At 70.4% G+C, this 23909-nt stretch carries 23 protein-coding genes; 12 read left to right on the top strand and 11 right to left on the bottom strand.

The features are described 5' to 3' along the window. The first annotated feature begins 155 nt into the window (after positions 1 to 155). Complete coding sequence (locus AAHG03_RS17185) at positions 156 to 2303, top strand: S9 family peptidase (protein ID WP_342151947.1); 2148 nt, start codon at positions 156 to 158, stop codon at positions 2301 to 2303. A 289-nt stretch (positions 2304 to 2592) separates the two neighbouring features. Here AAHG03_RS17185 and AAHG03_RS17180 read toward each other — a convergent pair whose 3' ends face one another. Both AAHG03_RS17180 and AAHG03_RS17175 read right to left on the bottom strand, forming a co-directional pair. Beyond that, positions 2593 to 2868 carry a BQ00720 family protein gene (locus AAHG03_RS17180; protein ID WP_342151946.1) on the bottom strand — a complete coding sequence of 92 codons (276 nt, stop codon included), beginning with the start codon at positions 2866 to 2868 and terminating at the stop codon, positions 2593 to 2595. Between the two features lie 225 nt (positions 2869 to 3093). Next, positions 3094 to 3525: an Hsp20 family protein gene (locus AAHG03_RS17175; RefSeq protein ID WP_056249615.1), complete on the bottom strand. Its 432-nt coding sequence runs from the start codon at positions 3523 to 3525 to the stop codon at positions 3094 to 3096. Positions 3526 to 4013: 488 nt separating this feature from the next. On the opposite strand from AAHG03_RS17175, the gene AAHG03_RS17170 reads away from it, so the two are divergent. The 7 genes from AAHG03_RS17170 to AAHG03_RS17140 all read left to right on the top strand — a co-directional run bounded on the left by AAHG03_RS17170 (position 4014) and on the right by AAHG03_RS17140 (position 8281). Beyond that, positions 4014 to 4460 (top strand): Tat pathway signal protein, encoded by a 447-nt coding sequence (locus AAHG03_RS17170; RefSeq protein ID WP_412759767.1) that lies wholly within the window; start codon positions 4014 to 4016, stop codon positions 4458 to 4460. A 67-nt stretch (positions 4461 to 4527) separates the two neighbouring features. Further along, positions 4528 to 5238, top strand: coding sequence for a MotA/TolQ/ExbB proton channel family protein (locus AAHG03_RS17165; RefSeq protein WP_342151945.1), 711 nt, complete (start codon positions 4528 to 4530; stop codon positions 5236 to 5238). A 103-nt stretch (positions 5239 to 5341) separates the two neighbouring features. Next, positions 5342 to 5794 carry a protein TolR gene (gene tolR / locus AAHG03_RS17160; RefSeq protein ID WP_342151944.1) on the top strand — a complete coding sequence of 151 codons (453 nt, stop codon included), beginning with the start codon at positions 5342 to 5344 and terminating at the stop codon, positions 5792 to 5794. A 4-nt stretch (positions 5795 to 5798) separates the two neighbouring features. After that, on the top strand, positions 5799 to 6935 hold the full coding sequence (locus AAHG03_RS17155; protein WP_342151943.1) for a TonB family protein: 1137 nt from the start codon (positions 5799 to 5801) through the stop codon (positions 6933 to 6935). Between the two features lie 55 nt (positions 6936 to 6990). After that, a complete protein-coding gene (locus tag AAHG03_RS17150; RefSeq protein ID WP_342151942.1) occupies positions 6991 to 7560 on the top strand; it encodes a metallophosphoesterase family protein in 570 nt (189 codons plus the stop codon). A 113-nt stretch (positions 7561 to 7673) separates the two neighbouring features. Beyond that, positions 7674 to 7988, top strand: a complete 315-nt coding sequence (locus AAHG03_RS17145; protein WP_342151941.1) for a hypothetical protein — start codon at positions 7674 to 7676, stop codon at positions 7986 to 7988. A gap of 158 nt (positions 7989 to 8146) precedes the next feature. Then, positions 8147 to 8281, top strand: coding sequence for a hypothetical protein (locus AAHG03_RS17140; RefSeq protein WP_286159175.1), 135 nt, complete (start codon positions 8147 to 8149; stop codon positions 8279 to 8281). Between the two features lie 13 nt (positions 8282 to 8294). On the opposite strand, the gene AAHG03_RS17135 is transcribed toward AAHG03_RS17140, so the two are convergent. Then, positions 8295 to 8543 (bottom strand): hypothetical protein, encoded by a 249-nt coding sequence (locus AAHG03_RS17135; protein ID WP_342151940.1) that lies wholly within the window; start codon positions 8541 to 8543, stop codon positions 8295 to 8297. A gap of 169 nt (positions 8544 to 8712) precedes the next feature. On the opposite strand from AAHG03_RS17135, the gene AAHG03_RS17130 reads away from it, so the two are divergent. Beyond that, on the top strand, positions 8713 to 9087 hold the full coding sequence (locus AAHG03_RS17130) for a flagellar biosynthesis regulator FlaF (protein ID WP_342151938.1): 375 nt from the start codon (positions 8713 to 8715) through the stop codon (positions 9085 to 9087). 178 nt (positions 9088 to 9265) lie between these two features. On the opposite strand, the gene AAHG03_RS17125 is transcribed toward AAHG03_RS17130, so the two are convergent. Then, positions 9266 to 11086: a methylmalonyl-CoA mutase subunit beta gene (locus tag AAHG03_RS17125; RefSeq protein WP_342151937.1), complete on the bottom strand. Its 1821-nt coding sequence runs from the start codon at positions 11084 to 11086 to the stop codon at positions 9266 to 9268. A gap of 146 nt (positions 11087 to 11232) precedes the next feature. After that, on the bottom strand, positions 11233 to 12084 hold the full coding sequence (locus AAHG03_RS17120; protein WP_342151936.1) for an undecaprenyl-diphosphate phosphatase: 852 nt from the start codon (positions 12082 to 12084) through the stop codon (positions 11233 to 11235). 253 nt (positions 12085 to 12337) lie between these two features. On the opposite strand from AAHG03_RS17120, the gene AAHG03_RS17115 reads away from it, so the two are divergent. The 3 genes from AAHG03_RS17115 (at position 12338) to AAHG03_RS17105 (ending at position 15217) form a co-directional block, all read left to right on the top strand. Next, the gene (locus AAHG03_RS17115; RefSeq protein WP_342151935.1) at positions 12338 to 13030 is read left to right on the top strand and encodes a glutathione S-transferase family protein; all 693 of its coding nucleotides are present in this window, start codon (positions 12338 to 12340) and stop codon (positions 13028 to 13030) included. A 17-nt stretch (positions 13031 to 13047) separates the two neighbouring features. Next, positions 13048 to 14208 (top strand): tRNA epoxyqueuosine(34) reductase QueG, encoded by a 1161-nt coding sequence (gene queG / locus AAHG03_RS17110; RefSeq protein ID WP_342151934.1) that lies wholly within the window; start codon positions 13048 to 13050, stop codon positions 14206 to 14208. A 133-nt stretch (positions 14209 to 14341) separates the two neighbouring features. After that, the gene (locus AAHG03_RS17105; protein WP_342151932.1) at positions 14342 to 15217 is read left to right on the top strand and encodes an SDR family oxidoreductase; all 876 of its coding nucleotides are present in this window, start codon (positions 14342 to 14344) and stop codon (positions 15215 to 15217) included. A gap of 157 nt (positions 15218 to 15374) precedes the next feature. On the opposite strand, the gene AAHG03_RS17100 is transcribed toward AAHG03_RS17105, so the two are convergent. From AAHG03_RS17100 to AAHG03_RS17075, 6 genes are all read right to left on the bottom strand, one after another. Then, positions 15375 to 17327, bottom strand: coding sequence for a methyl-accepting chemotaxis protein (locus AAHG03_RS17100; RefSeq protein ID WP_342151931.1), 1953 nt, complete (start codon positions 17325 to 17327; stop codon positions 15375 to 15377). Positions 17328 to 17760: 433 nt separating this feature from the next. Further along, positions 17761 to 18519, bottom strand: coding sequence for an NUDIX hydrolase (locus AAHG03_RS17095; protein WP_412759764.1), 759 nt, complete (start codon positions 18517 to 18519; stop codon positions 17761 to 17763). Further along, positions 18470 to 18955: a DUF983 domain-containing protein gene (locus AAHG03_RS17090; protein ID WP_342151929.1), complete on the bottom strand. Its 486-nt coding sequence runs from the start codon at positions 18953 to 18955 to the stop codon at positions 18470 to 18472. Before AAHG03_RS17090 ends, AAHG03_RS17095 begins: the two co-directional genes overlap by 50 nt. A 23-nt stretch (positions 18956 to 18978) precedes the next feature. Beyond that, positions 18979 to 21342, bottom strand: coding sequence for a ribonuclease R (rnr, locus tag AAHG03_RS17085; protein WP_342151928.1), 2364 nt, complete (start codon positions 21340 to 21342; stop codon positions 18979 to 18981). 192 nt (positions 21343 to 21534) lie between these two features. Then, positions 21535 to 22446 (bottom strand): polyphosphate kinase 2, encoded by a 912-nt coding sequence (ppk2, locus tag AAHG03_RS17080; RefSeq protein WP_342151927.1) that lies wholly within the window; start codon positions 22444 to 22446, stop codon positions 21535 to 21537. A 9-nt stretch (positions 22447 to 22455) separates the two neighbouring features. Next, the gene (locus AAHG03_RS17075; RefSeq protein WP_342151926.1) at positions 22456 to 23706 is read right to left on the bottom strand and encodes an FAD-dependent monooxygenase; all 1251 of its coding nucleotides are present in this window, start codon (positions 23704 to 23706) and stop codon (positions 22456 to 22458) included. Positions 23707 to 23909 lie beyond the last annotated feature (203 nt).

The following is a 23909-nucleotide window of genomic DNA, read 5'->3' as shown; positions in this document are numbered from 1 at the left end:
GTTCATCGGCATTCGCCGCAGACGTGTGATTCGGTTTGCCGATTTGCACGGCGATCATTTCCGGATCGTCCCGACCGCCCCCGCGACCGCTGGCGCCTTGCGGGCGCGTCGCTCCCGCGGCACATCCGGCGGCAACGACGCTGGAGCCCCGGCCCATGAGCCTTTCGACCCCCGCCTTCACCCTGCCCGCCGAGGCGCCCCGCGCGGAGGCGCGCCCCCACGCCTTCACCCTGCACGGCCGGACCATCGAGGACCCGTTCGCGTGGCTGAAGGCCGGGAACTGGCGCGAGGTGCTGAAGGACGGAAACGCGCTGCCCGCCGACATCCGCGCCTATCTCGAGGCCGAGAACGCCTACGCGGCCGCCGCGCTCGGCGAGACCGGCGACCTTCGCAAGACGTTGGTGGCGGAGATGCGCGGGCGCATCCGCGAGGACGACGGCTCGGTGCCCGATCCCGACGGGCCGTTCGCCTACTACACCCGCCACCGCGAGGGCGGGCAGCACCCGCTGATCTGCCGCCGCCCGCGCACGGTCCATCGCATCGCCGAGGAGGCCGGTGACGCCGAGACCGGCGAGGAGATCCTGCTCGACGGCGACCGGGAAGGGGAGGGGCTCGCCTTCTTCGAGATCGCGGGCGCCGCGCATTCCGACGACCATCGCCTGCTCGCCTGGGGCGCCGACACCAAGGGCTCGGAACTCCACACCCTGCGCGTCCGCGACCTAGACACCGGCATCGACCGCGACGAGCGCGTCGAGAACACGGCCGGCGAGGCCGTTTGGAACGCAACTGGGACCGCATTCTTCTACGTGGCGCTGGACGAGAACCATCGCCCCGCCCGCGTCATGCGCCACCGCCTCGGCACCGCGCAGGCCGACGACCGGATCGTCTACGAGGAGGCGGATTCGGGCTTCTTCGTCAGCATCGGCCGCACCCAATCCGGCACCTATCTGACCATCACTGCGAGCGACCACGAGACCGCGGAGGTCCATCTGCTCGACCGGGCGAACGACGAGGGCCCGCTCACCGTCGTGTCGCCGCGCGAGCCCCAGCTGATCTACTCGGTCGAGCACTGGGCCTCGCACCTCGTCATCCTGACGAACGCGGACGGGGCGGTCGACTTCAAGATCGTCACCTGCCCCCTCGACGCGCCGGGCCGCGAGAACTGGGTCGATGCCGTGCCCTACCGTCCCGGCGTGATGATCCGGCACCTGCACGTGCTCGGAAACCACCTCGTGCGGCTGGAACTGGAGAACGCTCTGCCGCGCATCGTCGTGCGCGACCTGAAGGGCGAGGAGCACACGGTCTCGTTCGCTGAGGAGGCGTACTCGCTGGGGCTGCTGTCCGGCTACGAGTTCGAGACCAACCGCATCCGCTTCGTCTATTCCTCCATGACGACGCCGTCGGAGACCTACGACTACGATTGTGTCACCCGCGCCCGTATCCTGCGCAAGCGCCAGAGCGTGCCGAGCGGCCACGAGCCGGCCGACTACGTGACGCGGCGCCTCTTCGCCACGGCTGCCGACGGCGCGACCGTGCCGGTCTCGCTGATTCACCGCCGGGATCTGCCCCTCGACGGCACGGCGCCGCTGCTGCTCTACGGTTACGGCTCCTACGGCACGCTGATGCCGGCGTCCTTCCGCACCAACCTGTTCAGCCTCGTCGATCGCGGCTTCGTCTACGCCATCGCCCATGTCCGCGGCGGCACCGAGAAGGGCTGGAACTGGTATCTCGATGGCAAGCGCGAGAAGAAGCCCAACACCTTTTCCGACTTCGTCGCCTGCGGGCGGGCGCTGATCGAGGCCGGCTACACGGCGGAAGGGCGCATCGTCGCCCATGGCGGGAGTGCTGGCGGGATGCTGATGGGGGCGGTGGCCAACCTCGCCCCCGAGCTGTTCGCCGGTATCGTCGCCGACGTGCCGTTCGTGGACGTGCTCAACACCATGCTCGACGCCGAGCTGCCGCTCACCCCGCCGGAATGGCCCGAATGGGGCAACCCGGCCGAGAGCGAGGCGGCGTTCGAGACCATCCTGTCCTACTCGCCCTACGACAACGTCGCGGCCAAGCGGTATCCGGCGATCCTGGCGCTCGGCGGCCTGACCGACCCGCGCGTCACCTACTGGGAGCCGGCCAAGTGGGTCGCGCGGCTGCGCGCGACGATGACCGGCGGCGGCCCGATCCTCTGCCGCATCAACATGGAAGCCGGCCACGGCGGCGCCGCCGGGCGGTTCGACCGTTTGGAAGAGGTGGGGCTGATATACGCGTTCGCGCTGATGGCGGCGGAGGCGGCGAAGCAGACTGCTTGATAAGACCAAGGCGGGCCGCGCTTCCCCCTCTCCACGCACGCGGGGAGAGGACTTCGGCGACCTCGTCGTCGCCGAAGTGAGCCGGCAGGCGATGGTGAGGGGGCTTCGACGGAAGAGACTCCTTCGGACAAGCCCCCTCACACCTCGGCTGCCGCCTCGTCGCGCCGACGACAGGGTCGTCGCGACCCTCTCCCCGCGTGCGGGGAGAGGGGATGCGCGGTCGCCGGGGGAGTAGAAAAAGCGATGCCCGACCCGCTGCAAGCGGATCGGGCACGCCTCCGAACAGAAATCAGTGCAGGCTGACCGGGTAGAGCGAATGCGCCATGGCGTTGGCCACCGCCACTTCCCGCGAGTCGGTCAGCATGATCGGCGCGCCCGAGGCTGAGAGCAGGGCGAAGAGGTCGAGGCCGGGGCTCATCTCCGGCGCCTGCGGGAACAGCGCGCGCACCTCGTCCGAGCGGATCGGCCGGACATAGGCGATGTGGCCCTCGCCGAGCGCGGCGAACTCGGCCGGATCGATGGCGGGGGCGGTGGTCTGCGTTTCCGTGATGGTCAGGTCGTTCATGGTTGCCCTCCTTCCGAGGCAGAGCGTGATCCGGATATGGTCCCGAGGTTCGGCGGCTACAAACCGGTGGTGACGATGAGATTCGGCTGAAGACTGCGGTCCGTCGCCGCGGAGTTTTCCTGTGCTGCGTCGATCAGGACCGATGGTCCTGATCGATGCGTCCGGCGGACGGCCGCCGCCCCGCGGTCGCGGGGGCGAGCGACGATGACGAACATCGTCGCTCGGTCAGTCGTCTTTTGAGGAAATCGCGATCTTGCGCACGACCCGCTCCGGCTCCGGCCGGACGAGGTCGATCGACAGGAGGCCGTTCGACAGGTCGGCGCCGAGCACCTCCATGCCGTCGGCGAGCAGGAAGGCCCGCTGGAACTGACGCGCCGCGATCCCACGATGCAGGAACTGACGCGACTTGTCGTCCACCTGCCGGCCGCGCACGACGAGCTGGTTTTCTTCCAGCGAGACGTCGAGTTGGTCCTGGGTGAAGCCGGCGACGGCCAGCGTGATCCGCAGACGCTCGGGCTCGCGCTCGCCGCGGGGCACGCGCTCGATGTTGTAGGGCGGGTAGCCGTCGCTCCCGGCCTTGGCGACGCGGTCGAGCGCCTGCTCGATCTCGTCGAAGCCGAGCAGGAACGGGTGCCCGAACGGGGATGGCCGCGTCATCGTGAAACTCGAACCTCCGGCGGGGCCCTTGGGACGAGTCCCGGCGGCACCCCGCGGTCTCGGGCCCGCCCTGCGGCAGCACCCTTGAGCGTTGATATGGAAAGCGGATCGGGGCCGATCAAGAGCGGGGCCGGGGACGGCTCTAAACAGGCTCTTCGGGATTATGCCGCAAGAAGAGCCGGGATGAACCGGCAATTCTCCGCGGCCAAGCTGAGGTTGAGTAACAGTTTGGAATTGCTCTGAAATTCAGTCGTCGCCTTGATCCCTGACCGGTTTGTCGGATACGCACCCCACCGGAATGGAGCGGTGCTCTCGATATCGGGCGCCGTGTCTCGGCATTGTCGTATCCGGACATCGCGGGACCTCACGCGCGGACCGTCGCCGCGAGGGTGGTTCCGTGGGGCTCCGGCGGAATTCGCGCCCTCGACCGGGCGCCAGCGAGGCCCGCGGCACAACGCCGGAGCGGCCAGGGAGGATCGAGCGTCGTGATGCAGGCAGCCGGGGGAATGATGCGCGGGTTCGCAGCGGCAGGGGCCATCGCGCTCGCGACGACCGGCGCGCCGGCGCAGGAAAGCGCCCCGAAGGGCGCGCCGCTCAAGATCGAGCTGAACCGACTGGAGCCCGCGGGCGAGGCCTGCCGCACCTACATGCTGGTCGATAACGGCCGCGGGCCCGCGCTGAAGTCGCTCAAGGTCGATCTGTTCGCCTTCGACACCGAGGGCGTCGCCCAGAAGCGCCTCGCCGTAGAACTGGGGCCCGTGCAGGAGAAGAAGACGGTCGTGCGGCTGTTCGACTTCGCCGGCCTGTCCTGCCCGAAGATCGGTCGCATCCTGCTCAACGACGTGCTCGCCTGCGAGGGCGCCGACGCCAGCCGCGAGACCTGCCTGGAGCGGATCGAGACCGCCACCAAGACGCAGGCGGCCTTCGACCGCTGATCCGAGCGGCGGGCGCGCCGACGGCACGCCCGCCCGACCCGACACCCGCACTTCGAGGAACTTCGAGATGGATCCCACATCCGCGCCCGTGGAAGCCGCCGCCGCCGCAGGCCACGACTTCTCGTTCGTCGGCCTGTTCCTGCAGGCCGATCCGATCGTGAAGGGCGTGATGATCCTTCTCGTCGTCGCCTCGCTCGCTTGCTGGACCGTGGTGTTCGAGAAGGTCGTGCGGCTCGCCGCCGCCAAGCGGCAGGCCAAGGCGTTCGAGGCGATGGTGCGCAAGGAGGGCGCGGTGGACGCGGGGCAGGACGGCATCGCCGGCCGCATCGTCCATGCCGGGCTCGACGCGTGGCGCGACCAGGACCCGAGCGAGAGCCGGGCCGAGCGCCGCGAGCGCATCGAGCGGGCGATGAAGGGCGCGCTCGGCCTCGAGGTGAAGCGGCTTCAGGGCGGCCTGCCCTTGCTCGCCACCTCCGGCTCGACGGCCCCGTTCATCGGCCTGTTCGGCACGGTGTGGGGCATCATGAACTCGTTCTCCTCCATCGCGAAGAGCCAGGACACGTCGCTCGCCGTCGTGGCGCCGGGCATCGCCGAGGCGCTGTTCGCCACCGCCATCGGCCTCGTCGTCGCGATTCCCGCGGTGATGGCCTACAACAAGCTCTCCGGCGACCTCGCCCGGCTCCAGTCCGGCTTCGTCTCCTGCATCGCCGTGCTGGGCAACCGGCTCGCCCGCGACCGCAGCCCGCACGCCCGCGCCGCCGCCGCCGCCGCCGAGTAATCGTTTCGGCCGGCGCGATCCGCGCCGCCGACCCCGCTCCACTCCAATTCGACGCGAGCCCGCCCGGCCGGCGGGCCGCGCGACGCCCGGGAGGGCGAGACACATGGCCATGGGTTCCCTGCGCTCGGGGGGCGGCGGTGACGACGAGGACGGCCTCGACGCCACGCCGATGTCGGACATCAACGTCACCCCGATGGTGGACGTGATGCTGGTGCTGCTCATCATCTTCATGGTGGCCGCGCCCCTGATGACGACCGGCGTGCCGGTGCAGCTGCCGAAGACCGCAGCCGCCAAGGTCGCGCAGGCGCAGAAGCCGCTGGAGGTCTCGATCGACAAGGACGGCAACCCGTTCATCGCCAAGGACCCGTTCACGGCGGAGACGTTGCTGCCGCGCCTCAAGGAGCTGAAGGCCGAGAACCCCGATCAGGTCGTGCTCGTGCGCGGGGATCGCGACGCGAATTACGGCAAGATCCTCGAGACCATGGGCGTCGTGGCGCAGGCCGGCTTCACCAAGGTGTCGCTGATCGCCCAGGCGCCGGGCGGAGCCGCCAAGTAAGCCGATGACCGCTCACGTTGAACGCGCGCCCGGCGGCCCCGAAGGCGGCCAGGGTCCGCTCGCCGCCGCCTTCGCCGTCGCGCTGCTGCTGCATCTCGCTGCACTCGCCGGCCTCGCCTTCATGCGCACCACGCCGCCGGAAGCGACGGGCGAGCAGCAGGTCACACTCGACCTGAGCCCGGCGATGGAGGAGGCCCCGCCGGTCGACGAGATGGAGGCCGCCCCGACCGATCCCGAGACCAACGAGGTCAAGCCCGAGGAAGCGCCGACGACGGTCAACCCGGTCGAGACGCAGGAAGCCCCGGTCCCGCCGCCCCCTCCGGAGGAAATGACGGAGGCCGTGCCCGACGAGGCGACGCCGCCCCCGCCGCCGGAGATGACGCAGGTTCTGCCGGAGGAGGTGAAGCCGCCGCCGCCGACCGAGATGACCCAGGTGGTGCCCGAAGAGGTGCAGCCCCCGCCGCCCCCGCCGGAGGCCGTCGCCGAGGCACCGCCCGAGACCCCGCCGCCCCCGCCGGAGGAGCAGGTGATCGCCTCGCAGGCGCCGGAGGCCGAGCCGCTGGCGCCGCCGCCGCCCGCGCGGGTACAGGAGGCCAAGCCCAAGCCGAAGGAGCCCGATCCGGCCAAGGTCGCCGAGGCCCGCCGCAAGGAGCTTCTGGAGAAGAAGCGCGAGGCCGAGCGCGAAGCCAAGCGCCGCGAGCTGATCGAGGCGAAGAAGGAAGAGAAGCGCGAGGAGATCCGCAAGGCGGCGGCGAAAGCCAAGGCCGAGCGCGACGCCGCCCGCAAGCGGACCGACGACGCCCAGGGCGCCAGCCAGGTGACCCGGCGGCAGAGCGCGCCCCAGCGCAGCGGCGGCGGCGATCCCAACGCGCTCGCCGCGTGGCGGGGCGCCCTGTCCGCGACGATCAAGGGCCGCATGAACCGCGGTGCCGGTGTCGGCACCGGGGGCGGGGTCGCCACGGTCCGCTTCACGGTCAGCCGGTCCGGCGCCGTGAGCGGCGCGTCGCTCGCGTCGAGCAGCGGCATCCCGGCCATCGACGCCGCCGCGCTCGCCGCGGTGCGCGGCTCGCTGCCCGCGGCCCCGGCCGGCTACGACGGGCAGAGCCTCACTGTGACGGTGCCGATGCGCTTCGGCGGCTGACGACAACGAGGGCCGGGCCTGTCGCGTCCGGCCCCGCGCGCTACAAAGAGCGTGGATGGCGACCTTCTTCACCAGCGACACGCATTTCGGCGATCCGCGCATCCTGCGGATCGACCGGCGCCCGTTTCCCGACCTTCAGACCCACGACCGCGCCCTGATCGAGGCGTGGAACGACGTGGTCGGGCCCGACGACGAGGTCTGGCATCTCGGCGACTTCGCCCTCGGGCCGCCGCCGGAGCGGGTCATCGAGATCCTGGCCTCGCTCCACGGGCGCAAGCACCTCATCGTCGGCAACAACGACGGACCGGCGACGCTCGCCGCACAGGCTTGGGAATCGGTGGCGCATTACGCCGAGATCACCGTGGACGAGCGCCGGCTGGTGCTGTGCCACTACGCCTTCCGGACATGGAACGGGCTCGGGCGCGGGGCGATCAACCTACACGGCCATTCCCACGGGCGGCTCAAACCGATCCCGCGCCAATACGATGTCGGCGTCGATCCGCAGGAGCTTCGGCCGGTCCGGCTCGAGCAGATTCTGACCTCGCGTCGCCGCGGCGCGGGCGGGGACAAATCCGGCAAAGGTTCCGTCAAGCTTGGCGAAAAGAGCCCGGAACCATCGGCTTAGCCGCACCGTTCATCAGACCGACAGCGAGGCGATGCACCGCAGCGAAAGCTCAAGCGCATCGCACCCGCACGATAAACCTTCACGACCTCGGTCGAAACAACCTCGGTCCTGCCATGCGTTCCACTCTTTTCGCCGGCCTCACCGCCGCCCTCGTCGGCACCAGCCTCGTGACTTCCGCCCTCGCCGCCCCCGGCTGCCTCGACGGCCGGCGCAAGGTGCAGGAGGCCAGCGCGCTGCGCTATCAGGCTAACCAAGAGGCCCGTCTCGGCAACCGCGACCGGGTCTGTGACACCCTCGACGAGGTGGGCGACCGCTTCCACGAGGCGCAGGACGCGTTCGAGGATTGCGGCGCCGACGTGGTGGCCATCGACCTGCGCAGCGAACTGCGCGACCTGCGGATCGCCAAGCGCCTTAACCGCTGCGACTGATCCGGGGCGCCCCGCGGCTCGCCTGAAACCTCACCGGAACTGAACCACCGCGGCGAAACCTTCGCCGTGTCCGCCATCGACGTGCGTCCCCGCACCGCCGAGCGTGGCCGTGCGCCGCATCGTCTCCCTAACGACACCGCCCGATTCGGAGCCCCGCCGTGAACACTGTCGAGATCGCCGCCCAGACCGCCCCGCTCCAGACCGGCCCGTCCTTCGCGGCGGCGCTCTGCGGCTTCCTCGGCTGCACGCTCGCCACCACCATGGTGATGTTCCTGATCGGCACCAGCGTCTGAAGATGCCGCTGCCTCAGGGCTTGATCGACCAGAGCCGGCTTCGCGAGAACAGCATGTCGGGCCGCCCGACGGGCGTCTCTGCCCGGGCTTCCGGGCAATGCGGCGGCTCGATGCGGGGGGCCGGTGCGGGCGGGGGGGCTGCGGCCTGAGCGGCCGGCATCAGCCCCAGCCGCGTCTGGACCGAGGGGTTGCGCGCCGCCGAGATGGTGACGACGCCGGCGATGATGCAGCCGGCGATGAGACCGAGGAAGAAGTTCGTCATACCTGTCGGGTCCCGGACCCGGCTCGCGGCACGAGTTGTCCACAGCGGACACCTCGCCCCCTTTCGGGGCGCCATTACGGCGACTGGTCTCGCACACCGCCTTTTAACAAACCGATGTCACACGGAACCTGCGGACCGTGCATGCGTCCGGCGCAGGGGAGTTCGGGCGATGTCGTACGGGGCCAATGCCTACGCGAAGGTCGCGCGCGTCGCGCTCCCGCCCCGCGAGGCGGAAGCCGCCGTACTGCTGAAGGCCGCGGGCAAGCTCCAGGCGCTCGGCCCCGATGTCGGCGCCGGCCCGGTCCTCAACGAGGCGCTGGTGTTCAACCAGAAGGTCTGGACGATCCTGGCCTCCGCCGCGACCGACCCGGCCAACCCGCTCCCGGACGAGATCCGCCTCGGCATCAGCCGCCTCTCGGTCTACGTCTTCCGCACCATCATCGACGCGATGATCGCGCCGAGCCGCGAGAAGGTCGAATCGCTCGTGTCGCTGAACAACCACATCGCCGCGGGCCTGCAGGGCGATCCGGGCGCGGGTGCGTAATTTTTGTGATTGATCACCCCCGGCTGTCATTCCGGGGCTCGCCGAAGGCGAGAACCCGGAATCCACGATTGGGTACGACGGTTCGGTTTAGGCCGGGCATCCCGCATCACGGGTGGATTCCGGGTTCCGCTTCGCGGCCCCGGAATGACGGGGGTGGGTGAGGAGGCGGCCCGTCCGCCTATCCCTTCGCCTTGTCCCCGGCCTCCGTCAGCAGCGCCAGCAGATCGCAGCCCGCGAACAGGAAGCCGTCCACCCCGGCTTCGCGGAGCGCGGCCTCGTCGGCGGGCTTGCCGGCGAGGTAGAGGGTGGTGCAGCTCGCCGCCTTCAGGGCCTTGGCCGCGGGCACGCCGTCGGTCTCGTAGAGCTTGTCCGACGAGCACAGGCAGGCGAGTTTCGCGCCCGACGCCTTGAAGGTTTCCGCGAGCGCGTCGGCCTCGGAAAACCCGTCATTGCCCAGCGCCTCGATGCCGCCCGCCGCGAAGGCGTTGGCAGCAAAGGTCGAGCGGGCGTTGTGGACCGCCACGGGGCCGAGATTGGCCAGGAACACCGACGGCCGTTTCCCGGACTCGGCCAGCGCCGCGTCGGAGGCGTCGCGTAAGCGTTCGTAGGGCTCGGCGAGGCGCTGCGAGGGGAGGGCGCCGTCCGCCTGCGCAGGGGCCTCGCGCGGCTTCACGTCGAGCACCGTCACCGGCTTCTCGGCGAGGAACGGGAATTCGCTCGCCCCCGTCAGCGGCTGCTTGCGGGTCGCGACCGCGCGCTCGCGGGCCTTGCGCACCGTCTCGATCCGGCCGGCGAGCGCGCCCGACGCGAGGCTCTTCGCGATCCCGCCCTCGCGCTCGATCTCCTGGAACGCCGCCCAGGCCTTTTCCGTGAGCTCCGCGGTCAGCGCCTCGAAGCCGCCCGCGCCGGCTGCCGGGTCGGACACCTTGGCGAGGTTCGATTCCTCCACCAAGACGATCTGGCTGTTGCGCACCACGCGCCGGGCGAAGGCGTCGGGCAGGCCGAGCGCCAGGGTGTAGGGCAGGGCGGTGACCGAATCGGCGCCGCCGAGGCCGGCGGAGGCCGAGGCCATGGCGGTGCGGAGGATGTTCACGAAGGGATCGCGGCGGGTCATCATCCGCCACGCGGTCTCGGCCAGCACCCGCAGGGGCTTGGGCTCGAGCCCGCAGGCCTCCTCGATCCGGGCCCAGAGCCGGCGGATCGCCCGGAACTTGGCGATGGTCAGGAACTCGTCGGCATCGGCCACGAGCAGCACCGAGATGGCGTCCCGCGCCCGCTCCAGATCGTGCCCGCCGGCCTCCAAGGCGCGCAGGTAGGCGACCGCGGTGGCGAGCACGATGGCGAGTTCCTGAACCTCGCTTGCGCCGGCCTCGTGATAGGGGCGGGCGTCCGCCAGCGCCACGCGGCCGCGATAGGCGGAAAAATCGGTGAGCGCCTGCGAAAGCTTGCCCTCCCAGCCCTCGCTCGCCCGGCCGGTCGCGGCCTGCGTGCCGATCGGGTCGAGCCCGAGATCCACGTCGAGCCCGGCCGGATCGTCGCCGCGGCGCTCGACCAGTTGCTTCAAGAGACCTGCCACTTCGAAGCCGCGGGCGCCCGCGTCGAGGCGGAGCGCGATGAGGGGCAGCATCGTGCCCTTGAGCGCCGCGTCGAGCCCGTCCACGTCGGTCAGCTCCAGGCCGAAGCCGCGGGCGGCGGGGGCGCCCGCCTCGACCAGAACCAGCGCGTCGGCGCCGCCTTCGAGATCGGTCAGCGCCTGCGCCGCGGCCTTTTCCGCGTCCGGATGGTCGATGCGTTGGGCGAGGCGCCAGGGGCCCGGCGCCCGCACCGGTTGGGTCGTCGGCTCGGCCGGGGCGTAGAGCGGCTCGATGCGCAGGCCGTCCGCGGTCTTGGAGACGAGGCGCTTCTCGAAATCGCCGCCCTTCAGCGCGGCATCGACCGCCTTGCGCCAGCGCTCCGCGGTCGCGGGCTCGAACAACTCGGCAAGCGGACGGTCTTCCATCGTGAACCCTGGCGTGCGGCGTGTGTCGTTCCGCTTCCGGTGTAGAGAGCGGCGGCTTGGCCGCAAGCCCTCGCACGGCGCGAAGCGGGACGACAACCGACTTTAGTCCGGGACGATCCGGCCGCCTCGTTCAAAATCCTGAAGGCTCAGCCAAAAATAATCAGTCCGGCGAAGCCCAGCGAGCCGACGATGATGCGCCACCACGCGAACAGCCAGAAGCCGTGGCGCGAGACGTAGTCGAGCACGGTCCGCACCACGATCAGCGCCGAGACGAAGGCCGCCACGAACCCGATGACGATCAGAGCCGCGTCGTCGGAGGAGAGGTTCTTATAGTTGTCGAGCAGGTCCTTGGCGAAGGCGCCGGCCATGGTCGGCATGGCGAGGTAGAACGAGAACTCGGTGGCCGAGCGCTTGCTCGCGCCCATCAGCATCGCGCCGACGATGGTGGCGCCCGAGCGCGACACGCCGGGGATCATCGCGAGGCACTGGAACAGGCCGATCTTGAGCGCCATCGGCAGGCTGAACTCGAACACGTCGGTCTTGCGCGGGTTCTCGACCGTGTCGGTGTGGCTCTCGTCCTTAGGGGTGGCCTTCGGCTCGCCGACCATGTCGTCGATCACGAGCAGCACGAGCCCGCCCGCCACCAGCGTGGCGCAGATGATCCACGGGTTGAAGAGGTAGTACTTGATGTATTTCGAGAACAGGCCGCCGACGATCGCCGCGGGCAGGAACGCGATCAGCACGGCGAGCACGAAGCGGCGCGCCTTGGGGTCGTTCGGCAGGCTGGTGGCGATGCCCCACAGCTTGCCGAAGTAGACGTACAGGATCGCCAGCACCGCGCCGAGCTGGATCAGCACCTCGAAGGTGTTGTTGGGCGAGTGGAAGCCGATGAAGTGACCGACCAGCAGCTGGTGGCCGGTCGAGGAGACCGGGATGAACTCGGTGGCCCCCTCCACCACGGCGAGCACGAGCGCCTTCGCGATCTGGACGAAATCCATGGGTCTGCTGCTCCTCGGCGCCGGGGGACGCACATTCCGCGCCGCGAGGGTGGCGCTGGCGGGTGGGCAGACGACGGCGGTGCGGCAGCTTTGCGGCGGCAGGGTTGCCAAGCGGTTACCGCGATGCGGCAAGCGTGTTAACGGGGACGAAACGAACCGGCAATAATCCTGGCCCGTCGGCCGGAGCCTCGTTCGGCTGCGGCGGGTTGCCCGAGCCGGCGGCTCATCAGAACGTCACGTTGAACACGGCCTCATGGCGACGCTCCACCACGCTCCGTTCTGCCCGAACTCCCGCTTCATCCGCCTCGCGCTCACCGAGATGGGCATGGAGCCGGTGCTCGTGGAGGAGCGCGCCTGGGAGCGCCGCCGCGACTTCCTCGTCGTCAACCCCGCCGGCACCACGCCGGTGCTGGTGGAGCAGACCGGGCTCGCCGTGCCGGGCGCGGGCGTCATCGCCGAGTATCTCGACGAGACGCGGGGGCTCGGCCTTAACGGGAGGCGGCTCCTGCCCGACACCACCACGGCGCGGGTCGAGGTGCGCCGCCTGCTCGACTGGTTCCTCGTCAAGTTCAACGGCGAGGTGACCGAGTATCTGGTCACGGAAAAGATCGACAAGCGCTTCATGCCGAGTTCCGAGGGCGGCGGCCCGCCGGACATGAACGCCATCCGCGCGGCGCGGACCAACGTGCGCTACCATCTGAAGTATATCGGCTACCTCATCGGCCAGCGCCGGTGGCTGGCCGGCGACCACCTGACCTATGCGGATCTCGCAGCCGCCGCCCATCTCTCCTGCGTGGATTATCTCGGCGACGTGCCATGGGACGAGGACGAGATGGCGAAGGACTGGTACGCGCGGGTGAAGTCCCGCCCGTCCTTCCGTCCGCTCCTGGCCGACCGCGCCCCCGGCATGCCGCCGGCGGCCCATTACGCGGACCTGGATTTCTGAAACCCGACAAGACTTTTTTGGAAGGCGCGGCGCTCCGCGAGGTCGTCGAGGCGCGGGCGAAAAAGCTGGGTTTCGACGCGTTCCGCGTCACCCGGCCCGACGCGGTGCCGCTCACCCGCGAGCGGCTGCCCGCGTGGCTCGCCGAGGGCCAACACGGCAGCATGGACTGGATGGAGGAGCGCGCCGAGCAGCGCGCCGACCCCGCCGTGCTGTGGCCCGACGCCCGCAGCGTGATCGTGCTCGGCATGAATGCGGGGCCCGAGGCCGACCCGCTCGCCCTGCTAGCGTACAAGGACTGCGGCGCCATCGCGACCTACGCGCGACGGCGCGACTACCACGAGGTGATCAAGGGCAAGCTGAAGGAACTCGGCGGCTTCCTCTCGGCCCGTTCGGGCAAGCCCGTGAAAGTCTTCTGCGACACCGCCCCGGTGATGGAGAAGCCGCTGGCCCAGGCCGCCGGGCTCGGCTGGCAGGGCAAGCATACGGTCCTGCTGTCCCGGGCACACGGCAACTGGCTGATGCTCGGCGCGATCTTCTGCGTCGCGGACCTGCCCGTCGATCCGCCGGAGGTCGATCATTGCGGCTCCTGCCGCCGCTGCCTCGACGCCTGCCCGACCGACGCCTTCCCGGCGCCCTACCAGCTCGATGCACGGCGCTGCATCGCCTACCTCACCATCGAACATGCGGGGCCGATTCCTGCGGAATTCCGCGAAGAGATCGGCAACCGGATTTTCGGCTGCGACGATTGCCTCGCGGTCTGCCCCTGGAACAAGTTCGCGCAAGGCGCGCGGGAGGCCCGCATGGCGGCCCGGACCGACCTCGCCGCCCCGCCGCTCGCCGAACTGGCCCGGCTCGACGAGGCGGGGTTTCGCGCGTTCTTTTCCGGCACGCCGATCAAGCGCACCGGCCGCGACCGAATCTTACGCAACGTGCTCATCGCCATCGGCAATTCGGGGGACGCCGCGCTCGGCGAAGAAGCCGTCCGCTGCCTCGCCGACCCGGACCCGGTCGTGCGCGGGGCGGCGGTGTGGGCCTGCGGCCGGCTTTTTTCGGCCGAGCGGCTGAGCCGCCTGTTCGACGCCCATGGCCAAGCCGAGGCGGACGCCCATGTGAGGGCGGAGTGGATTGCCGCCCGGCATCCGCCGGGCTCTTCCCCTCCCCCTTGCGGGGAGGGGTAGGGGTGGGGGTCGTGCAGGATGAGGCGCAAGCGGTGCCTCCTGCACCACCCCCACCTCCCACCTCCTCCCCGCAAGGGGGAGGAGAGCCAGCGATTTCGCCGGCCCCGCGAAGCGTCACGGAGACCTGTTGCGCATGAACCTGTTCGTCTTCGGCCTCGGCTTCTCCGCCCAGCATTTCGCGCAAGACCAGCGGGCCCGCTTCGCCCAGGTCCGCGGGACCGTGACCGAGGCCGCGCGCGCCGAAAAACTCGCGGCCGAGACCGGTTTCACCCTGCGCGCCTTCGGCCCCGACACCGACGATCCCCGCATCGCCGAGGATCTCGCCGACACCGACATCCTCCTCGTCTCCGCCCCGCCCGGCCCCGGCGGCGACACCGCGCTGACCCGCTACCGCGAGGCTATCGCGAAGAGTCGCATCCGCTGGATCGGCTACCTCTCGACCATCGGGGTCTACGGCGACCAGGGCGGTGCCTGGATCGACGAATCCACGCCCGCCACCCCGAAAAGCGCCCGCTCGCGGGAGCGCCTCGCCGTCGAGGAGGCGTGGCTCGCCTTCGGAGCCGAGACCGGCAAGGCCGTGCAGGTGTTCCGGCTCTCAGGCATCTACGGCCCCGGCCGCAACCCGATCGTGAAGCTGCGCGACGGGCGCACCCAGCGCATCGTCAAGCCGGGCCAGGTGTTCAACCGCATCCACGTCGCCGACATCGCCGCGACGCTGGCGGCCTCGATCGCGCGCCCGCGCAACGGCGCGGTCTACAACGTCACAGACGACGAGCCGGCCCCGCCCCAGACGGTGATCGAGTACGCTTCCGAACTCACCGGCCTGCCGCTGCCGCCCGCGGTCGATTTCGAGACCGCCGATCTCAGCCCGATGGCCCGGAGCTTCTACGGCGAGAACAAGCGGGTGCGGAATCGGCTGATCCGCGAGGAGCTGGGGGTGAGCTTGAGCTTCCCGACCTACCGCGAAGGGCTGGCGGGTCTCGTGGCGGACGCCGAGCGGCAGGCCTGACTGCCCCTCCCACCCCACTCCCTCATCCTGAGGTGCGGAGCCTCGAAGGAGGGCTCCAGCGGAGCGCGCGATCCCTGGAGCCCTCCTTCGAGGCCGCTGACGCGGCACCTCAGGATGAGGGGGTTGGGTGGAATGATTTGCTTATAAACACAACGTCTTACACGAACCGTACGCCCAATTCCTCGCCGATCCGCCGCACCACCTCGCACGCCCGCGGCGGCTCGCCGGGGAGGTGCAGGTTGAGGCGGTCCGGCACCGTCCGATCCTCGATCGACAGCTTGGCGCCGGTCTTCGAGCGGTTGAGCAGCATGGCCGCGACGGTCCGCTCAGCCCCGCGCTCCGGCACGAAGCTGATGCGGACCGGGATCAGGCTGCGCACCCGGTCGTCGCCGCGGCGCTCCTCCAGGCCGACGCTCCACGAATCGAGCTTCTGGGCAAAGCTCGCCACCGTCTCGGCGGTGGCCTGCATGTCGGCGCTGACCTGACCGGTGGTGGCGCGCTGCTGCGTGCTCGCCGCGACGGTCTGGGTGATGAAGCCCTGGACGTCATCGACCACCGAGGCCGTCGAGGCCAGCGCCGCGCCGACCTCGCGCGACACCGCCTGCATCGCCCCGATCTCGCCCGCCACGCGGGCGGTCGCCGCCCGTGCCTGCTCGGCGAGACCCTTCACTTCGGTGGCGACGACCGCGAAGCCCCGGCCCGCCGCGCCCGCGCGCGCCGCCTCGATGGTGGCGTTCAGCGCCAGCAGGTTGATCTGGTCGGCGATGGCCGTGATTGCCTCGACGACGCCGTTCATGGCGGCGGCGGCCGTGCCGAGCCGGTCCGACAGGCGGCCCGCCGCCGCCATCCGCTCCTGAATCTCGCCGACCGCCCGGTTCGAGCGGTCCATCTGCCCGGCGATGTCGGTCGAGGTGCGGTGCATCTCTTCGGAGGCCGAAGCCACCCCGCGCACGCGGCCGAGCGTCTGCTCCGCCATGGCGAGCGCACTGGAGCGCACCGTCATGCTCTGCGTGATGTCGAAGGCGTATTTCACCACCTTCACCGGGCGCCCGGCGGCATCGAGCACCGGGTTGTAGGAGGCCTGAATCCACACCTCGCGCCCGCCCTTGCCGACCCGCTGATAGGCGGCCGAGCTGAACCGGCCCTCGCGCAGTCCCTCCCAGAACGCGGCGTAGGCGGCGCTGCGGGCGTAATCCGGCGTCACAAACAGGCTGTGATGGCGGCCGACCACCTCGGGCAGCGTGTAGCCCATGGCGTTGAGGAAGTTGTCGTTGGCGTCGAGCACCGTGCCGTCCAGGGCGAACTCGATCACCGCCTGCGAGCGCCGCGCCGCCTCGACCTGGCCCGCCATGTCGGCCGCGATGGTCTTCGCCGCGGTCACGTCGCTGGCGTACTTCACCACCTTGAACGGGCGGCCGGCGAGATCGAGGATCGGGTTGTAGCTCGCCTGAATCCAGACATCGCGGCCGTCCTTGGCCCGGCGCCGGAACTCGCCCGCCCGGTACTCGCCCTGTGCCAGCGCCTGCCAGAAGTCGCGGTATTCCGGCGAGGCGGCCTCGTCTGCTTCCACGAACAGGCTGTGATGGCGGCCCTGCACCTCGGCGAGGTCGTAGCCCAGCGCGCCGAGGAAGTTGGCGTTGGCGTAGCGGATCGTGCCGTCGAGATCGAACTGGATCACCGCCTGCGAGCGGTCGATGGCTGCGAGCTGGCCGGCCGATTCGACTGCGGCGAGGCGCTCGGCCGTCACGTCGAGGGCGAACTTGACGATCCGGACGGGTTTTCCGCGGCGGTCGAGGACGGGGTTGTAGCTCGCCCGGATCCAGACCTCGCGCCCGTCGCGGGTGATGCGGCGGAACTCGGCGGCCTGAAACGTCCCCTGCCGCAGGCCCTGCCAGAACGCCTCGTAGGCCGGGGCGGCGGCCTCGTTCGGCTCCACGAACATCCGGTGATGGCGCCCGCGCACCTCGTCGAGGCGATAGCCCATCAGGTCGAGGAAGTTGGCGTTGGCGTCCTCGATGGTGCCGTCCAGGGCGAAGGTGATGACGGCCTGGGAGCGGTGCAACGCCTCCAGCTGGGCATCGGCGCCGGAGCGACCCCTGAAGGCGAGCATGTTTTTGTCCGGGCTGGCGTTTGTCACCCTCAGATGCGGTGGAGCGCCTTAAGGCCACGCTAAGATCTGGTCAGGACACCAGCATTTGATGGTTTTTCGGCGAGGAATGAGCCGATGCGCCAAAATGTACGGTTTCGTACCGTCGCGCATCACTCCGACGAGGCGGGACCCGGTTTGTAGGAGAAAGCTGATGCCGCACAGACGCTTAGAGCGAAGTGATTGTAATCGGATGCAACGCAACCGCTGCATCCCTCCCCCCTCTGCGGGGAGGGTGGCCCCCGAAGGGGGACGGGAGAGGGGAGCCCGGCTTCCGGAGATGACGGGACAGCGGCGGCGAGGCGGTAACGTCGCGCTGCCCCTCTCCCGTCCGCTCCGCGGACACCCTCCCACGCAGAGGGGGGAGGGACTTGCGTCGCGTTGTGCGATCGCCGCTCTAGATGTCCTCGCGCAGGCTCTTGCCGTGGCGCTCGAAGTAGAACGGGATCGGCCGGTAGGGCGGGAAGCCGGCTCCCGCCGCGCCCTCCAGATCGTCGAGGACGACCCGGGTGATGCGCGGCAGTTCGAGTTTTTTCCGCGCGTCGTCGAGCGTGACCCAGGCCAACTCGGTCAGCTCTGAATCCGGCCCGACGAGGCCGGGCCGCTCGGCGGCCACGCTCTTGCGATCTACGGCGAAGAAGCGGGTGTCGAACCGGCGCGGGCGCTTGGGCGGGGTGATGGCGCGGGCCACCAGATGCAGGGCTTCGAGATCGGGCATCACGCCCTCTTCGAGGAAGGCCTGCCACGCACCCTCGGGCGCCGTCTCCGGCGGGCCGTAATCGCGGGTGCCGATGAGCAGGCCCGTCTCCTCGTAGGTCTCGCGGATCGCGGCCAGCGCCAGCGAGCGGCCGAGATGGTGCGGCGCGCGGGGTAGTTTGGCGTGCAGCGCGTCGTCGGCCCGCTGCGACAGCGCGCCCGCCACCGGCATCTGCCGGTCGGAGGGCTCGATGCGCCCGCCGGGGAAGACGAACTTGCCGCCCATGAAGGCGAGCCGCTCGTTGCGCCTCCCCATCAGCACCCGCAAGGCCTTGCGGGAGCGGTCGAGCACGATCAGCGTCGCGGCCTCGCGCGGGCGCAAGGCCGTGGCTTTCGCGGGGGAGGGGGTTTTAGGCGTTGCCGAGTTCGGGGGCGTCGCCTGTTCGGGTTCCTGCCTCACCGCCGCGCCTCTCCCCGGCGCCGAGGACCGGCGGCGCCACGCCGAACCCGTGCATGCCAAACGCGTATTGCAGCCCGATCACCGCGCCCTTGACCGGCTGGAGCAGCCCCAGCGCCATCACGAGGGTGAGCAGCGGCCAGACGGTGAGCGACAGCCAGAGCGGCACGTCGTAGCCCATCTCGACCTCCAGCACGAGGTAGCCGACGATGTGGCACACGACGAAGATCACGACGTAGGGCGGCAGGTCGTCGGCCCGGTGGCCCTCCATCGACAGGCCGCAGGCCTCGCATTCCGGCCGCACCTTGAGGAAGCGGCCGAACATCTTGCCCTTGCCGCAATGCGGGCAGCAGTTGAGGAAGCCGCGGGCCATGGCCGGGATCAGCCGCGTGCGCGTCGCGGCCGCCGCGTCCGGCGGGGGGAATGCCTCGATATCCATGAGAGGACCCTACCCGCTCCGCCTCATCGGCGCGAGCCGCGATGACGCCGCGACCCGTCGCCCTCTGCGGCGGGAGGCTTTGCGGGAGCGCGGCCGGGCCGGGACATGGCGGACTTCACCTTGTCGATCTTCGCCTTCGCGCCGAACTTCACCTTGCCGGGCTTGGTCGCGCCGGGTCGGCGGGCGCCGCCGGAGCGGCTGCGCCCTTCCGAGAGAATCTCGAAGCGCAGGGCGCCGGCCACCGCCGCGGCCTCGACCAGCCGCACTTCGACCGGATCGCCCAGGCGATAGGTTTCGCCGGTGCGGTCGCCGACCAGCGCGTGCTGGGTCTCGTCGTGGCGGTAGAAGTCGGCGCCGATGGTGGCGGCGGGCACGAAGCCGTCGGCCCCGGTCTCGCTGAGCTTCACGAACAGCCCCGCACGGGTCACGCCGGAGATGCGGCCCTCGAAGGTGGCGCCGACGCGGTCGGCGAGGTAGCCCGCGATCAGCCGGTCGATGGTCTCGCGCTCGGCCGCCATCGCCCGGCGCTCGGCCCCCGAGATCTGCTCGGACACCGCGTCCAGCATGCCGGCCGTGGTATCGGCGGGCAGGCCGTCCTTGCCGAGACCGCAGGCGCGGATCAGGGCGCGGTGGACGATGAGGTCGGCGTAGCGCCGGATCGGCGAGGTGAAGTGGGCGTAGCGGCGCAGGTTCAGCCCGAAATGGCCGAGATTCTGCGCCGAATAGATCGCCTGCGCCTGGGAGCGCAGCACCACCTCGTTGACGAAGATCGCGTGCTCGCTCTCGGCCACCTGCGCCAGGATGCGGTTGAACAGCGAGGCTTTCAGGGCGCCTGCCTTGACGATCTTGATGCCGATGGAGGCGAGCACTTCCGACAGCGCCCGCATCTTCTCCAGCGCCGGCTCGTCGTGGACGCGGTAGATCAGCGGCGTGTTGGCCTTCTCCAGCGTCTCGGCCGCCGCGACGTTGGCCTGGATCATGAACTCTTCGATCAGCCGATGCGCCTCCAGCCGCTCCGGCACGATCACCCGGTCCACACCGCCGTCCGGCGTCAGCAGCACCTTGCGCTCGGGCAGATCGAGCGAGAGCGGCCCGCGGGCCTCGCGCGCCCGCTTCATCGCCTCGTAGGCGGCGTAGAGCGGGCGAAGCGCCGATTCGAGGATCGGACCGCTGGTCTCGTCGGGTCGGCCGTCGATGGCGGCCTGCGCCTGGGCGTAGGCGAGCTTGGCGTGCGAGCGCATCAGGATGCGGTGGAACGTGTGCGCGCGCTTCACCCCGTCGGCACCGATGACCATGCGCACCGCGATCGCCGGGCGGTCCTCGCCCTGGCGCAGCGAACAGAGATCGTTCGAGATGCGCTCCGGCAGCATCGGCACCACCCGGTCGGGAAAGTAGACCGAGTTGCCGCGCAAAAGCGCCTCGCGGTCGAGCGCCGAGCCGGGGCGGACGTAAGCGGCCACATCCGCGATCGCCACGGTGACGACGAAGCCGCCTTCGTTGCCCGGATCGGGATCGGGCTCAGCCATCACCGCGTCGTCGTGGTCCTTGGCGTCGGGCGGGTCGATGGTGACGAGCGGGGCCTCGCGCCAATCCTCGCGCCCGCGCTTCGTCGCCCGCTTGGCTTCATCCGCTTCCGCCAGCACGGCGGCGGGGAAGACGTGGGGGATGTTGTGGACGTGCAGCGCGATCAGGCTCACGGCCTTCTCGGTGCCGAGCGCCCCGAGCCGTTCGCGGACCCGGCCGCGGGGCAGGCCGAAGCGGGTCTCGCGCTCCACCGCGACGCTGACGAGATCGCCGTCGCGCGCCTCGCCCTCCTCGCCGGGGGGAATCGCGATTTCCTTGCCTTGGGACTTCTTGTCCACGGGCAGGATACGGCCCCCGTCGCGCCCGGCGCGATAGATGCCGACGATCTCCGCCCGGTTCTTGCCGATCACCTTGATGATGCGGCCGGTATAGCGGTTCGGCGCCTCGGGCTCGGGCGTCACGCGGATCAGCGCCCGATCCCCGATGCCGGGCGCCGGGCGGTTTCCCTGGCGGCCGGCCCGCGGCAGCTCGACGGCGATCTTCGGGGGCTCGCCCTCGCCCTCCCACTGCGCCGGTCGGGCGATCAGGTCGCCGTCGCGGTCACGCGAAAAAATGTCGGCCACCACCACGTCGGGCAGGCTGCCGCCCTTGCGGAATCCGCCGCGCTGGCGCTCCAGGCCGCCCTCTTCCTCGATCTCCTTCAGGATCGCCTTCAGCCCGATCTTGTCGGCGCCCTTCAGCCCGAAGGCCTTGGCGATCTCGCGCTTCCCCGCGGGGCCGGGCGTCTGCGCGACAAAAGCGAGGATCTGCTCGCGGGTGGGGAGGGGCGGGCGCTTGCCCTGCGGATCGATGCGTCTGGCCAAGGAGGGGTCCGCCGCGGCACTTCTTTGGAGGGCGCCGGGGTCATCTGAAGGGGTGAGAACGGTGCGGGACCGTGATGTGGGCCCAACATGGGCCTTTATCCGCGACGCCACAACGGTTCGGATTGCTGCACCAACAGTTTCGCCGAAGTCGTCCCGCTCCCGGATGCTCGCTTCCCTGGCCGTCTCAGCCGGTCAGTACCGCGCGGGCACGAACATCTCCGGCGGCACCGGATGGCGCAGATAGTCGGCGTGGCGCACGCGATCCGGCAGCACCACCGGCGGATGCTCCACCGTACCGTAGGGGACCTGATCGAGCAGGTGGCTGATGCAGTTGAGCCGCGCGCGCTTCTTGTCCACCGCCTCGACCACCCACCACGGCGCCTCGGGGATGTGGGTGCGGGCCAGCATGTCCTCCTTGGCGCGGGTGTAGTCCTCCCAGCGGCGGCGCGACTCGACGTCCATCGGCGAGAGCTTCCACTGCTTGAGCGGATCGTGGATGCGCATGCGGAAGCGCATCGCCTGCTCGGCATCGGTGATCGAGAACCAATACTTCACCAGCACGATGCCGGAGCGCACCAGCATCCGCTCGAACTCGGGCACCGAGCGGAAGAATTCTTCGACCTCGGCCTCCGTGCAGAAGCCCATCACCCGCTCGACGCCCGCGCGGTTGTACCACGAGCGGTCGAACAGCACGATCTCGCCCGCCGCCGGCAAGTGGCTGACGTAGCGCTGGAAATACCATTGCGTGCGCTCGCGCTCGCTCGGGGCGGGGAGCGCGGCGACGCGGCAGATGCGGGGATTGAGGCGCTGGGTGATGCGCTTGATCGCGCCGCCCTTGCCGGCGGAATCGCGCCCCTCGAACAGGACGACGATGCGCAGGCCCTCGGCCTTCACCCAATCCTGCAGCCGCACCAGCTCGTGCTGGAGCCGGAGCAACTCGCGGAAATAGGTGCGCCGGTCGAGGCCGTCGCCGGTCCCCGGCTCCAGACGGTCGAGGCGGGCTTCGTCGAGGTCGAGTTCCCATTCCTCGTCGTAGCTGTCGGCGATCTCGCGGCGGATGGCTTCGAGTTCGTCGTCTCTAAGGCGGCTGCCGTCTTCGCTCATCGTCGGGGCTCAGGGTCGGGGGTCGGTGGTCCCGCCGCTTAGAACACCCTCGTGTGACAGGCCGGCGAAGCTTCCCATCATCGTCGGCGCTTCGGGCAGCGCGTCGGCGATCCGCGTGCCGAACAGAGAGGCGGCCCGGCGCACCCAGCCGTTGCGCAGGCGCCGCACTGCCCAGACCGGCCCCGGCTCGACCGCCATGGCGCGGGAAAACAGGCTCGCCCGGATCGCCGCCGCATCGCTTCCCCGCTTCACCGGGTCGTCGTAGAAGGCGCCGATCTTGTCCGCACCCATGCCCGGCGTCGCGAGCCAGCCCGGCAGATGCCCTTGCACCAGCCGCTCGACATCGGTCAGCACCCGCCGCACCCCGACGCCCGGTGCCGGGCAGGTGGTGCAGAACGCATCGCCCAGCAGCACCACGCCGTCGCGGCGATACTCTTGCGAGATCGTCAGATCGATCGGGCGCACCTGCACCCGGCCGTCGATCCCGAGACCGCCGCAGGCCGCCTCGATCCCCGGCAGCAAAGCGGCGAGTGTTCGGGCCGGCTCGCGGCGGAAGGCGCGGGTCCAGTCCTCGTTCGCCCCGCGGTAGACGAACAGGTTGGCCCGCATACCCTCGCCGACGGGAAACAGCGTGAGGTAGGCGGTGCGGTCGCAGGGGCCGCGCCCGTACCACGCCAGCGACTCGAACGGGTAGGCGGCGGCCCGCCGGTCGAGGAAGAAGCCGAGCGAGAGGGAATGGCCGGGCCGGCGCACGACGCGACCGATCCCGGCCTTGCGGCGCACGCTGTCGCCGAGCCCGGTGGCGATCACCACGAGGCGAGCCGCGAGGCGCCGCCCGTCGGCCAGCGTCACGACCTGCCGCTCCGGCCCGGTCTCCAGCGCCTCCACGCGCCCGATCTGCACCGCGGCCCCCGGCAGCAGGCCGGCGCGCAGCGCGTTGACGAGATCGGAATAGGCGAAGCCGTACTCGTCGGCGAAGCGCCGCACCGGACGGGCGCCGGGGCGGTGGATGTCGATCGAACTGATCGGCGTGAGCGCCGGCCGCGCGGCCTCTGCCAGCCCGAGTCTTTCGAAGAGCGCCCAATGCGCGCCGCCGAGCTTTTCCGCGCGGAATTCCTGCGGGAACACGGCGTGCGAATCGATCAGGGCGACCGAGTGCCCGGCCCGCGCGATGAGCGTGGCCGCGGCGGTGCCGCCGAGGCCGGCGCCGATCACCGCGACATCGATGGGCTCAAGGTCGCCGTGTTGTTCGATCGGCATCGCGCTTGATCCGAGGCGGAACGCTTCGCCCCGGCATGGGACGGTTCGGGTTGCCGTGCTGGCTTTGGGGCAAGGGGTAGGCCGGACGTGGCTGCCGCGCGAGTTGGAAGAGTGCGCAGACACGACGTTTGCCACACTCCTCCCCCGTCATTCCGGGGCCGCGGAGCGGAACCCGGAATCCACCCGTGATGCGACGCCCTGCA

This window comes from Methylorubrum subtropicum, assembly GCF_038442325.1.
GTDB classification, from domain to species: Bacteria; Pseudomonadota; Alphaproteobacteria; order Rhizobiales; family Beijerinckiaceae; genus Methylobacterium; species Methylobacterium subtropicum.
The sequence above is the reverse complement of the archived record's forward strand: the minus strand, read 5'-3'. Positions and strand labels throughout refer to the sequence as shown.